The 12293-nt window shown below is 56.6% G+C and carries 11 protein-coding genes; 6 read left to right on the top strand and 5 right to left on the bottom strand.

All coding sequences use genetic code 11. The features are described from left to right. Positions 1-25 precede the first annotated feature (25 nt). The 4 genes from BCM02_RS14490 to BCM02_RS35270 all read right to left on the bottom strand — a co-directional run bounded on the left by BCM02_RS14490 (position 26) and on the right by BCM02_RS35270 (position 3027). Entirely contained in the window at positions 26-514 is a 489-nt protein-coding gene (locus tag BCM02_RS14490; RefSeq protein ID WP_148929826.1) for an NUDIX hydrolase, read from the bottom strand. 57 nt (positions 515-571) lie between these two features. Further along, positions 572-1561, bottom strand: coding sequence for a phosphotransferase enzyme family protein (locus BCM02_RS14485; protein WP_187434221.1), 990 nt, complete (start codon positions 1559-1561; stop codon positions 572-574). 185 nt (positions 1562-1746) lie between these two features. After that, positions 1747-2706, bottom strand: coding sequence for an NAD(P)-dependent alcohol dehydrogenase (locus BCM02_RS14480; protein WP_148929824.1), 960 nt, complete (start codon positions 2704-2706; stop codon positions 1747-1749). 144 nt (positions 2707-2850) lie between these two features. Continuing rightward, positions 2851-3027 carry a hypothetical protein gene (locus tag BCM02_RS35270; RefSeq protein ID WP_187434220.1) on the bottom strand — a complete coding sequence of 59 codons (177 nt, stop codon included), beginning with the start codon at positions 3025-3027 and terminating at the stop codon, positions 2851-2853. A gap of 415 nt (positions 3028-3442) precedes the next feature. Here BCM02_RS35270 and BCM02_RS14475 point away from each other — a divergent pair, with 415 nt between their 5' ends. From BCM02_RS14475 to BCM02_RS14465, 3 genes are all read left to right on the top strand, one after another. Next, a complete protein-coding gene (locus BCM02_RS14475; protein ID WP_148929823.1) occupies positions 3443-4771 on the top strand; it encodes an ABC transporter substrate-binding protein in 1329 nt (442 codons plus the stop codon). Between the two features lie 76 nt (positions 4772-4847). Further along, the gene (locus BCM02_RS14470) at positions 4848-5744 is read left to right on the top strand and encodes a carbohydrate ABC transporter permease (protein ID WP_148929822.1); all 897 of its coding nucleotides are present in this window, start codon (positions 4848-4850) and stop codon (positions 5742-5744) included. 1 nt (position 5745) lies between these two features. Further along, complete coding sequence (locus BCM02_RS14465; protein WP_148929821.1) at positions 5746-6582, top strand: carbohydrate ABC transporter permease; 837 nt, start codon at positions 5746-5748, stop codon at positions 6580-6582. Positions 6583-6674: 92 nt separating this feature from the next. On the opposite strand, the gene BCM02_RS14460 is transcribed toward BCM02_RS14465, so the two are convergent. Beyond that, positions 6675-9143: a hypothetical protein gene (locus BCM02_RS14460; RefSeq protein ID WP_148929820.1), complete on the bottom strand. Its 2469-nt coding sequence runs from the start codon at positions 9141-9143 to the stop codon at positions 6675-6677. 335 nt (positions 9144-9478) lie between these two features. Here BCM02_RS14460 and BCM02_RS14455 point away from each other — a divergent pair, with 335 nt between their 5' ends. The 3 genes from BCM02_RS14455 (at position 9479) to BCM02_RS14445 (ending at position 12275) form a co-directional block, all read left to right on the top strand. Further along, the gene (locus tag BCM02_RS14455) at positions 9479-10450 is read left to right on the top strand and encodes an NAD(P)-dependent alcohol dehydrogenase (RefSeq protein WP_148929819.1); all 972 of its coding nucleotides are present in this window, start codon (positions 9479-9481) and stop codon (positions 10448-10450) included. Positions 10451-10622: 172 nt separating this feature from the next. After that, positions 10623-11399: a DUF817 domain-containing protein gene (locus BCM02_RS14450; RefSeq protein WP_148929818.1), complete on the top strand. Its 777-nt coding sequence runs from the start codon at positions 10623-10625 to the stop codon at positions 11397-11399. Positions 11400-11516: 117 nt separating this feature from the next. Next, positions 11517-12275 (top strand): hypothetical protein, encoded by a 759-nt coding sequence (locus BCM02_RS14445; RefSeq protein ID WP_148929817.1) that lies wholly within the window; start codon positions 11517-11519, stop codon positions 12273-12275. The last annotated feature ends 18 nt before the right edge of the window (positions 12276-12293 follow it).

The following is a 12293-nucleotide window of genomic DNA, read 5'->3' as shown; positions in this document are numbered from 1 at the left end:
CGATCGGCTGCCCTTGTTTCGCCTTCTACCCTTCCATCAACGCCTTCAAATAAAACATCAGCCCCGCCCGGTCCACGTTCGAGAACTGCAGCGGATCTTCATCCATCATCCGTCTTACTTGCTCTACCGCCACCCATCGCGGGTTCTTCGTGTCGTCGCCCGAAGCCAACAGCTCGCCCTCCGCCTTACAGCGGAAGTAAGCGCCGACGGAGTCGAAAGGACCGGTCAGCGTTTGGTAGACGCCGAACGGTCGGATGCACTCCACCTCGAAGCCCGGGTCGATACCGGTCGTCGTCACCCGCGTCTCCCCGCCTTCGATTTGAACCACGTCCAGCCCCGTCTCTTCTTTCACTTCCCGGATCAGCGCCGTCACGAACGATTCATAGGGCTCGATTCTGCCGCCGGGCAGTTCGATAGCGGCCGCTCCCCCCGGTTTATTCCGCGTCTGCACGACGATCTCCCTCGATCCGTTCATCGTTCGCTCGATGATGGCACGCGAGTTGACGAAAAACATGCGATCAGCTCCCTTTTGCTCGTTAGTTAATCCTCAATTTCTGTCGTTCCAGAGCGCTCAAAGACCATCGATTAGCGATAGTCCGTTCGTAATCCGCATCCGGCTGTCCCGTATAAAATCACGCGTCCACTGATCGGGCTCTCTCAAATCCCAGCTCCGGTGCATGCCGATGAAGACGATAATTTCGCGCAGCCGGAGAAAGAGCGGCAGCTGGTCCCGCCATTCTTTCGGCATGCGACGTCCCTCATCCGCGTAGCCATTCTCGAAATGCGCCAGGAACAATTCGTACTGCGCCTTCCGCAGAGGCTTCGAATCTTCGCCGAAGACATACAGCAAATAATAGAGTTGGACGGCGATATCTTCGACGTACCAGCTGTACTGGCATTCATCGAAGTCGAACAGCGTCAGCTCGCCCGATGAATCGACCGTGAAATTCCCCGCGTTGATGTCGCCGTGAATTAACCCGAAATTGTCCGGCGTCACGGGCAATCGAGCCAGCTCTGCTTTCAGTTCCTCCAGGGCATGGAGAACAGAATGGTGTTCCGACGGTATATATTGATCGGCCTTCAAGAGGTATTCGTTACGGTCCCACGCATGTCTTCGGGCCAAGGGGGCGTAGCGTCTCGACAATTCATGAAGACGGCCGGTTACGCGACCGCACCCTTCTACCAGCTCGGCATTATTCAAACATTCGGGATAACCGATCCGACGACCGGGCGCGTGCATAAAGGAAGTTGCGTAGAAATCCATCTCGTCTCCCAGGATTAGTTCGAACGCTAGACCGGCAACCGATACGACCGACTCCGAGACCGAGACGCCGTTGCGCGAGAGGAAACGAATCCATTCCAACTCGGCCTCAAGTCCTTCCTCGGTGCGCAGAGCGCCGGGGGTGAACCGGAGAATATATTTCGCATCATCGCGATGATACGCATATATGAAATTTTGAAAGCCGCCGATGAACGTCAGCTCCTCGGGGCGAACGCCGTACCGCCTCGCGCCTTCGGCGGCATGCTCGTCCCGGAACGATGATTTGGTTCGAGGGTCCATGCGCATCCTCCTTGGCTATTGAAATCTATCGACTCCTTGCCATCATACTAACCCGCCATTTTCCAGTCAATTCAAAATGATAGGCTGCGCGCGACCAACGCGCAAAAGCAGCCGATCGATCCGATCGGCTGCCCGTAAATTGGTAGACGCGATGCATTTCTCCCCGCCCCAAAGCCCTTACCGCGCTAAATTTGGATAACGACATTCCCCTTCTTATGGCCGGCATCGACGTACCGATGCGCTTCCACGATCTGCTCGAGCGGATAACAACGATCGATGACCGGACGCAGCTCGCCCGATTCCAAGAGCGTCTTGAGAAAAAACAGGTCCTCCGCCTTCTCTCCCCCCGCCGATGCCCGGAACTTCTTCCCCTCGGACATCCTTAGCCGCATACGGCTCGTCATCGAGGACATTCCTAGGCTGTACGCGCTAAGGCAGCTTCCCCCTGGCTTCAGCGACCGAATGCAGCTGTCGAGCTTGCTCTTGCCCACCGTATCGAAGATCACGTCGTAGCGCTCGCCGAGTTCGGCAAAATCGGTTGTCGTGTAATCGACGACGGCGTTGGCGCCCAACGACTTCACCAGATCGATGTTGGCCGCGCTGCATACCGCGGTGACTTCCGCGCCGAATATTCGGGCCAGCTGCACCGCATACGTACCGACGCTGCCGGACGCGCCGTAGATCAGAACCCGCTGACCGGACCGAACTCCGCCGGCGCGCAGGTAGCGCAAGGCGGTCACCCCGCCGACCGGTACGGCTGCCGCTTCGCCATCGCTCAGATTGGACGGCTTCGGCGCGATGACGCCGTTCTCCGGCAGACATCGGTATTCGGCATATGCCCCGAATTTGGTTCCGCAGGAAGCGAAGATTTGATCTCCCGCCTTGAAGCGCGCAACCTTCCGGCCGATCGCCTCGACTTCGCCCGCCAGCTCGAAGCCCAACGTCCGGATTCGGACCGGCTTCGCAAGACCATTGAACAGACGCGCCGCGAACGGATCTGCCCTACGCATGCGGCAATCTCCCGCCGATACGGTCGTCGCGCGGATTTTGACCAAGATTTCGTTGTCTTTTGGCACGGGTTTTGCCACTTCGCGCATCGTCAACACGTCCGGTGGCCCGTATTTCTCATAGACGACAGCCTTCATCCAAACCCTCCCTCTTTTCGCTTCATTCCAAAGTTCTAATCGACACTTCCTTGTTCGTACTATGCGAGCAAGCACGAAGGTATGCGGACGTTCATCGAATCTCTATGTCCCTACTCGACCGTTATCGTCGTATAGACGCTCACGTTATAGGGGACTATCCACGACCGATTCATCCAACGAAAATAAGGACATGGCCTTGATGTGATATGTTCCCGGTGGCAGGTTGAATTCCTTCTCGCTATAGAATTCCCGCCAAAATTCCGCCTTCGGGTCATCGTTACCGTAGACGACGACCTCATTCTTCATCAGCTTCGTTTTCATAAAATGGAATTCCACTCCCTCATCACGCTTCTTCTCAATAGACGCAAGGTAGGGGTAAAAAAGTTACAGAGACGAAAGCGCGCAAGTCGTGCTAGTCCTTCCCTCCCACATCCCGGCTCGATTCTTGTAAATTCCTGCCGCCAAGCATGTCCATATTCCTTCCTCCACGATTCCCAAATTAATATCGATACGAATTAAATGCATTAATATTCAATCACATTAACATATTATCCCAAAAATAGCCCTTTACAACCTTTTTGAAAGCGCTTATATTAGTGAATGAAGGCAAACGCTAATGGATTAACAAAAAACTAAATAATAATGTTGTTAAACAGTGAGACGTTTGCTCCCGCGTATGAAACGGTTTTTTCGGGCAAGAACGCAAGCAGGTTTGACAAATATGGGAGGTTCGCACATGAAGAAATGGTTGATGGGTTTGACGATGATGAGCCTGGCTGCCGGCTTGATCGGTTGCGGCGACAATTCTTCTTCCACGGGGGCGACCACGTCCGTCATGGACGACGGCGCGGGCGAGACGGCCACGACGCTGAAGTATTGGACGTTCGTGGAGCTGCACGGCCAGCATTTTCAATCGATGCTGAAGAAATGGAACGAGGCGAACGCGGATCGCCAGATCAAGCTGGAAGTCTCGGTCATGCCTTACGACGATATGCATAACAAGCTGTCCATCGCCCTGCAGACCGGCCAAGGCGCGCCGGACATCTCGGACATCGAGGTCGGGAAATTCCCGGACTTCCTGAACGGCACGCCTCAGTTGGAGTCGCTGAACGATGTCGTAGAACCGCATAAAGCATCGATCGTCCAGTCGAGACTGGATCTCTATACGAAGGACGGTACCGTCTACGGTCTGCCTACGCACGTCGGCGCGGCCGTCGCTTTCTATAACACGGAGATTTTGGAGTCGGCCGGCGTCGATTACAAGTCGATCGTCACGTGGGATGATTACAAAAAAGCCGGCATTCAAGTGTACGAGAAGACCGGCAATTACATGGGCACGGCCGATACAAGCGCGGGCTGGCAGGCTTCGATGATGCTGGCGCAGCAAGGCAAGGACTTCACGGACGACGCGGGCACGCCGATCGTGAATTCCCCGGAGATGATCAAAGGCCTCTCCATCCTGAAGGATCTGCAGAAGAGCAACGTGATCGCCACGGTGGCAGGCGGCCAGCCGGACACCGAAGAAGCTTACGGCGAATTCAACACGGGCAAATACGCGAGCGCCATGATGCCGTTCTGGTTCATGTCCCGCTACGTCAACTATATGCCGGATCTGAGCGGCAAGATCGCGATCGCGCCGATCCCGGTCATCGAGAAAGGCATGCCGACCTCGTACGGCGGCGGCGGCACCGGCACGGTCGTCACCAAGCAAGCGAAGGACGTGCAGCTGGCCAAGGACTTCCTCGCCTTCGCGAAGCTGACGCTCGACGCCAACATCAACATTTGGAATACGCTCGGGTTCGACCCGGTAAATACGGAAGTATGGGCGATGGAAGACGTGACGCATAACAAGGACAACAAGTTCGTGCAGTACTTCCAGAACAATCCGTTCGAGGTACTGAACGAAATCAAGGACGGCATCAATCTCATCAAATCGACGCCGTCCTCCCCGACGATCAACAACGTCATCAACACGACGACGTTCAACGAGATCTTCGAGAACGACAAAGACGTCACGGAAGCGCTGAACGAAGCGCAAAGCGAGATCGAGCAGCAGTTGAAGTAAGCATCCCGGCATTATTCCCGGCTACCCTGGCTCCTCAGGGTAGCTTTATTTTCAAATTCGCAAGGAGGGCAGCGTCATGCTCAAGAACTTCCTCTATTCGCAAAAGGTGGCGCCCTACGTGTTTGTCCTGCCGTTCGTGCTCATCTTCCTGGTCTTCTGGCTCTACCCGCTCGCAAGCTCCGCGGAGATGAGCTTCCAGAAGGTCATGCTCGGGCAGTCCGCGCAATGGGTCGGCTTCGATAACTACGCCAAGCTGATCGACGACTCGATGTTCCTCAAGGCCGTCATGAACAGCGTCACCTATACGGTCATGACCTTGGTCATTCTCATTCCGTTCCCGATGCTGTTCGCCGTCCTGATCAACGCCAAATTCATGTGGGGCCGCGAGCTGTTCAAATCCGTGTTCTTCTTCCCGGCGCTCACCTCGGTCGTCGTGGCGGGCACGATCTTCCGGCTCATGTTCGGAGAGATGGAAGGCTCGCTCATCAACAGCCTGCTGGGCATATTCGGCATCGAGCCGGTCAAATTCCTGAAGGGGCATACGACCGGCTTCGTCGCCCTGCTGTCGCTTGCGGCTTGGCGGTGGATGGGCGTCAATATTCTGTATTTCCTGGCCGGTCTGAAGAACATCCCGGACGATTATTACGAGGCGGCTTCGATCGACGGGGCATCGACCTTCCAGAAGTTCCGGTTTATTACGATTCCGCTGCTCAAGCCGACGACGATCTACGTTCTGACGATCAGCATCTACGCGGGCATGGCGATGTTCGTCGAGAGCCTCATGATGTGGAACGGCAACAACTCCCCGCAGAACATCGGCTTGACGATCATCGGCTATCTGTACCGGCAAGGGATCGAGAAGAACAACCTCGGCTTCGCGGCGACGGTCGGCCTCGTGCTGCTGCTCGTCACGATGATCATCAACTTGACGCAGCTGGCGCTGTCCGGCCTGTTCAAGAAGGAGGATGCGTAGCATGGAACGAAGCGCTCGTCTGAATAAAATCCTCCTGCTCGTCTTGTTCGTCCCGCTCAGCCTATTGATCCTGCTGCCGTTCTACGCGATCGCGCTCGCGTCGTTCAAGCCGGGCAAGGAGCTGATCCGCTACGGCCTGAATCTGAAGCTGGATTTCTCCGTCATGAGTCTCGACAACTACGCGTTCTTGTTCTCGGGCAACAATGATTATTTCACCTGGTTCTTCAACTCCATGCTGCTGACGATCGTGCAGGTCGCGCTCACGCTGTTCATCAGCGCCACCGTCGCGTACGGGTTCTCGGCCTACGAGTTCAAGGGCAAGACGTTCTTGTTCATCTGCGTGCTCATGATCATGATGGTGCCGTTCGAAATCCTGCTGCTGCCGCTGTACCGGCTGATCTTCAACCTCGGCCTGATGAACACCTACTCGGCGATTATATTGCCGGGACTTGCGAACGCCTCGACGATCTTCTTCTTCCGGCAATATTTGCTCGGGATACCGAGAGAGATGATCGCCGCCGGACGGGTCGACGGCGCCAGCGAATACGGCATCTACCTCCGCCTTATTCTGCCCGTCATGAAGCCGGCCTTCGCGGCGATGGGCATTCTGAACGCGATGGGCAGCTGGAATAACCTGCTGTGGCCGTTCATGGTGCTGAGCAACCCGAGCAAATTCACCCTGCCGATCGGGCTGAAGACGCTGCTGACGCCGTACGGCAACAACTACGACCTGCTGGTCGTCGGCTCGTTCTTCTCGATCATCCCGATCTTCATCCTGTTCGTCATGTTCCAGAAATATTTCATCGACGGCATGACCGCCGGCGCGGTGAAGGGCTAAGGCAGGCTTACGCGTCAAAAAGCAGCACGTCACTGGATTATCCAAGGACGTGCTGCTTTTGCGTTTTCGGCCGCGGCTAACACCGCACCAGCTTAATTATGGTTGAAGCCGAGCGCATCGGCGAAACGCCGCATTTCCGCGCGCGTGTAGTTTTTCACGTCGGTGCCGCCGTCCGGATAATAGCGTCCGATCACATAGTTGCTGCCCAGCGTCGGGCCGATCGTGGCCGTCAAGCCGCTTCCCGCGGTCTGTCCCGTTTTGTCGCCGGCGAACGGAGCTTTAAACTTCTGGTCCTTCAGGCTCCCGAGCGTATTGCGCAGATGCTTAAGCACGTCGTCCGGGGATTTGGTGCTCGGCCAGACCGAGTTTTGACCTTTGATATCCGTGAAATCGAACGTCTGATACCGGTGCCGGTACATAAAATGTCCCATTCGCTCGTCGGAAATTTCTTCAAGCCCGAGCGGATTCGTCCACCCTTTCCCGACAGCCTGTACCGCGCCGACGCCGCTTCGATTCGCGAACGCGAGCAGCGCCTTCGTCTCCGTCGCCAGAATATTCTCCGTCTTCATCCGGCGCGCGACCGCCCCGTCGTATTTGAAGGTCGTCATGAGCTTCTGGATCGTGTCCTTCAGCGGCGTGGCGTACGCCATCAGACTCGCCGTATCGACCGGCGTCAGCCCTTCGCACATAGACGCGAGCTGAGCAGGCTTCCACCCTGCGTTCAAGTAGCCCTGTACGGCGACTGAAGGCACGCCGCCATCGAGCATCGGCTGAACGTCCAGCGACGGATCGAGCTTCGACAGATCGGCCACCATCGCAGGATCGGTCACCGGCGCTTTCTCATAGAGCGTCAGCAGCTTGCTCCCCTTCGCGCCTTGCAATGGCTGCAGATCTTGCTGCAATTGATCCCGGTCGGCCTGAAGCTGAAGCAGCTGCTCCAGAATATCCCGTTCCTTAACGGTCCCCATCAGTGCCAGAATCGCCTCGGCGTCCTTCAGATCGCCAGCCTTCATGCGCTGCATCGCCCACAGCGTATCCGTATTCACTTTGCCTTGGGCAAAGTCGATGACGTCCTCCAGCTTGAGCGAGGGTAGGCGCAGCAGCGATTCGCCGGCGGCCGCTTGAGGCCCGTTCTGGTTCAGAATGCCGACCATCCCCGCCACGCGCGACGCGTCGAGCTGAGCGGTCTGCGCGATCGCCCACACTTTCATGCCGTCCGCCTGTTTGGACGCGATGAACGGTCCCATAATCTGCAGCACGATCGGATCGGCCGACGTATTCTTCACGACCTCAGCCAGATGGGTCAGCTTATCCGGAGCGGTCTGATACAGCTCCAGCACCGCTTCCAGCTTCGGACCGTCGTACGCCGACGCTTGTCCGGCGACGGCCTGAACGAATGGCCCCGTTACGGCTGGAAGAGAACGCAAGAAGCCGTACAGCCGGATCGTCTTCTCCAACGTCAGGACATTCCCCGCCGTCATGTCGGTCAGCCAGTCAATATGCTTGGCCGCAACCGCGTGATCGCCCGCATGCTGGAGCACCAGCTGCGCGAGCGCCGGCGCATCGCTCCCGGTCGGCTTATGCTTGTACAACCGGATTAATTGGCGGGCCATGTCCGGCTGGCCTCCGGCCGTTTGCAACGCTTCGTGCGCCTCTTTGCTCTGCTGCTCTTCCTGAAGAAATCGTTTCGCCGCCTCGATCTCGTTTTGCTTGTCGGTCTCGGCTTCGGCCCGCGCCTGTTCTTTATCGGTTACGGTTTTCTCGCGAACGGACTTAATATTGGTATCCAGATTCTTTTTGGCGTTCTTATCCCCATTGGAGGCTTTGGGGGTCAGCGTCACTTTATCGCCTGCTATGCCGGAGATTTTCTTCTCCCGTCCCTCTTTGAACTTCGCGATCTTCGCCGTCACGTCCAGATCGGCCTTCGCGTCGATTCCTTGCTCCTTGATGACCACTGCGGCGTCCTTCCGCTTCTCGGCCTTCTCCTCGACCTGCTGCTTCGTATCCTCGCGGAATCCGTACAGCGCCAGCTCGTCCAGCACTTCGCCTGCCTTCGCCACATCCCGGCCTTGCTGCAAGTAGACGTCGCGCGCCTTATCGAGCAGATCCGGATCGGCGCAATCGTAATTCGGGCGATCCTTGACCAAATAAGCGCACAGCTTGAATAGTCCGCCCGCATCCAAATCGTCCTGAGAGGCAACCCACCACGCGAATTCATAATTGAAGTTAGTCACTCGCAGAAAATGGCCGATGTGCTCCGCCTTCGCGACATCCCCGCCCGCAAGATCGAGCGCCACCGCGCCCAGCGACTGCAGACCGCTGTATCGCTGCATGACCGGGATTCCGGCCGCCGCCGGATGCATCGGCTCGTCCGGCCGGCGCTGCAGCGTAAGCATATGGCGTACCGCGCTGTTGCCCGCCATGCGCTGCATCGTTAAGATCGACGCCGCCCCGCCTTGCGCCGTACGTCCGGCGTTAGGCCGGGTGGTTCCCGTCGTCTCTGCGTCATGAAGTCGACCCTCCCGCTGCGCGTGAACGCGTCCGCCGCTGTTATCGCTCATTGCCCATACGCCTCCTTTCGGCCGGGAATGACCGATTTCTCTCGATTCCGACAGCCGTGCGCCTTTTTAACCTCTATTATACGGTACAATCGTACGAGACGTGGAGCTATTTTCCATCCTGCGGCTCATCTGGGCCGTAAATTGATGCCGGCATCGCTGCCGTGCGTATAGAACGATAGCCATGCATGTTTGATCAGCGGCAACATAACCGTATTATAAAGAACCTGACGGCGCGGGTTGCAGATGAATGACTCCCAATCGAAGAGAGGTTGTTTATGAGAATCGAACTGACAACGAAAGGTCACCCAGCGCCAGCGATGCCGGCGGATAGTACCATGAGAGCGCTCGTATACGATCATTACGGAACTCCCGATGAACTCCGCATCGAAAAGATGCCCATCCCGACGCCCTTAGCTCATCAGGTGCTCGTCGCCGTCCGTGCCGCGTCGGTCAATTCGTGGGATTGGGATTTGCTGCGCGGCAAACCGTATATCACCCGGCTTGGCGGCTGGCGCAGCCCCCGTTACCGAACGTTAGGCGCGGACATTGCGGGACGAGTCGCGGCCGTCGGCGCGGCGGTCACCCGCTTTCGGCCGGGAGACGAGGTCTTCGGCGATCTGTCCGGCTGCGGATGGGGCGGGTTCGCCGAATACGTATGCGCCAGCGAAGCAGCGCTGACGCCGAAGCCGGCCGGAATCAGCTTCGAACAAGCGGCCGCAGTCCCGCAGGCTGGCGTGCTCGCCTTGCAAGGCTTGCGCGACGCAGGACGGCTGCAGCCTGGCGGGCATGTGCTGTTCAACGGCGCCGGCGGCGGCGTAGGCACGTTCGGTATCCAATATGCCAAGCTGCACGGGGCGGAAGTGACGAGCGTGGACAAACCCGGGAAATTGGAGACGCTGCGCGACCTGGGAGCGGATCATGCGGTCGATTATACGCAAGAGGACTTCACCGCCGGCGGCCGGCAATACGATCTGATCCTCGACGTCGTCGGCAACCGTCCGATTCGGGCGATCAAACGCGCGCTGCGTTCAGGCGGCACGTACGTCATAGTCGGCGGTCCTATGCCTCGCATCCTTCATGCCGCGATAGCGGGTTCGGTAACGTCGCGACTGGAGAATAGGAACGTCAAGGTGCTCGTCCATAAACCAAACCACCTCGATCAGTCGGTCTGGGCGTCGCTCATGGAAGACGGTCGCGTCACGCCGGTCATCGATCGGCAGTTCGCGCTGCGGGAAGCTGCCGACGCGCTTCGATATTTCGGGGAAGGGCGCGCCATCGGCAAGGTCGTCGTCAGCATGGAAGCGTAATGATGGCAGACATAGGACCTCCACCGCTGCTATTTCTAGATAGAAACAGTAATTAATTATTATTATTCAATTAATATATATTGAAATACGATAAATTCTATGATAAATTCAACACGAAGCGAGGTGTTCGGAACGATTCAAGCTTCAATACGAGCATGACGAGGTGACCCGTATGAACCCCTTGGCGCAACTGCTGCATTTCGGCTATCACCAGGCGATGAGCTGCATTTTCCCGGTTGCGATCTTCGGCACGTTGGCGCTATCCAACGTGATCGACGTGCCCTTTATCTACCGGTATGATGCGATCCTGCTCGTATTGCTCGCCGCCCAATATGTCATGGTCCGCAGCGGGCTCGAGACGCGCGATGAGCTGAAAGTCATCTGCGTGTTTCACGTCATCGGGTTGCTGCTCGAAATCTACAAAGTCCATATGGGGTCGTGGGCCTACCCCGAACCTGCCTATACGAAGCTGTTCGGCGTACCGCTCTATAGCGGATTCATGTACGCCAGCGTAGCGAGCTTCATGTGTCAGGCGTGGCGCAGACTACAGATGGCCATGACCGGCTGGCCGGGGCTTCCCGCGGCGGGGTTGCTGGGCGGCGCCATCTACCTGAATTTTTTCACCCATCACTTCATCCCCGATTTCCGCTGGTGGCTGACGGCGCTTGTGCTGCTTGTCTTCTGGCGGACCTGGATCATATACCGAGTACGGGGCGTTATGTATCGCATGCCCTTGACGCTCTCCTTCGTCCTCGTCGGATTCTTCATCTGGCTGGCCGAGAACATCGCGACGTTCTTCAACGCCTGGAAGTATCCGGACCAGCACGAGACTTGGCGGCTCGTCAGCTTCAGCAAGATCAGCTCCTGGTTCCTCTTAGTCATCATCAGCGTCATTATCGTGGCCCAGTTGAAGCATGTGAAGGCGGGGCGGAATGCGGGGGATTCGTAGGCAGGCGGGAATTAAAAGCGTGGCGAAAAAGCGCGGCCTCCGGTCGGTACGGGCCTCCGCTCGCCGTTCCGGCTCCATACCGACTCTCCGGCCGCTTCTTCACCACGCTATTGAACTGTGAATAGTCGTACAGGATGTACTGGCGGCCGGTCCAAGATCGGCCGCCTTTCTCCAATCGTTCACTTCCAGTATGCGGTATTATTAGTTGAAGCCGCGTTGCGCGTCTGCTCGGCAGCTAGCAAATGCAGAAGCTACTTTCTATATGAGGTGATCGAGTTGGGAATGGATTTTACCGCCTATATGTCGCATAGCTTGAACAAGTCGGAGATCGCAGATTTGTGCAACCGCCTGAACGAGAACCCGACCTCGTTTCCTCTTCTTCAAGCGTTTATCGATGAACTTTTACCTTTTAATCCAAGGAAAATCGAGAAAGAGTGGCATGTGGATTTCGATTATATCGGGGGAACCACCATATTGGCTGGACCTTGCGGGATCTCACTTACATTATCGGAGAACGTGTGTTACTTCCATCATTACCTCCGATGGAGACAATTCCTGATCAACCCTGATTTGCAAATTATGCTAAGAAAGGTATGTTACGAACTGAGGGAGATTTTCAACGCTTCCTTCGTCATTTATGTCCCCGATAATGCCGCTAGAGAATCCGCGATTATGGATTTCATATGGGAAGGTGAGAATCGAGACATCGATTACATGCGGGAATGGCTGCTCGTGAACTGCGGACCGCCAAAGAACAAAATCGTCCACATCTATAAAAAGCTCGTAGACTCCTGGGAATCCGACGGCTATTATATCGATTATTTTCAAGATCGCGAGAAGCTGCTGAAAACTTCAGCCATTGACAAATCCCGTTAATTCCCTCGCACGAAAATC

Origin of the sequence: Paenibacillus methanolicus (assembly GCF_008124765.1) — a bacterium.
GTDB lineage: Bacteria > Bacillota > Bacilli > Paenibacillales > Paenibacillaceae > Paenibacillus_Z > Paenibacillus_Z methanolicus.
This window is presented reverse-complemented; position numbering and strand designations above follow the sequence as displayed.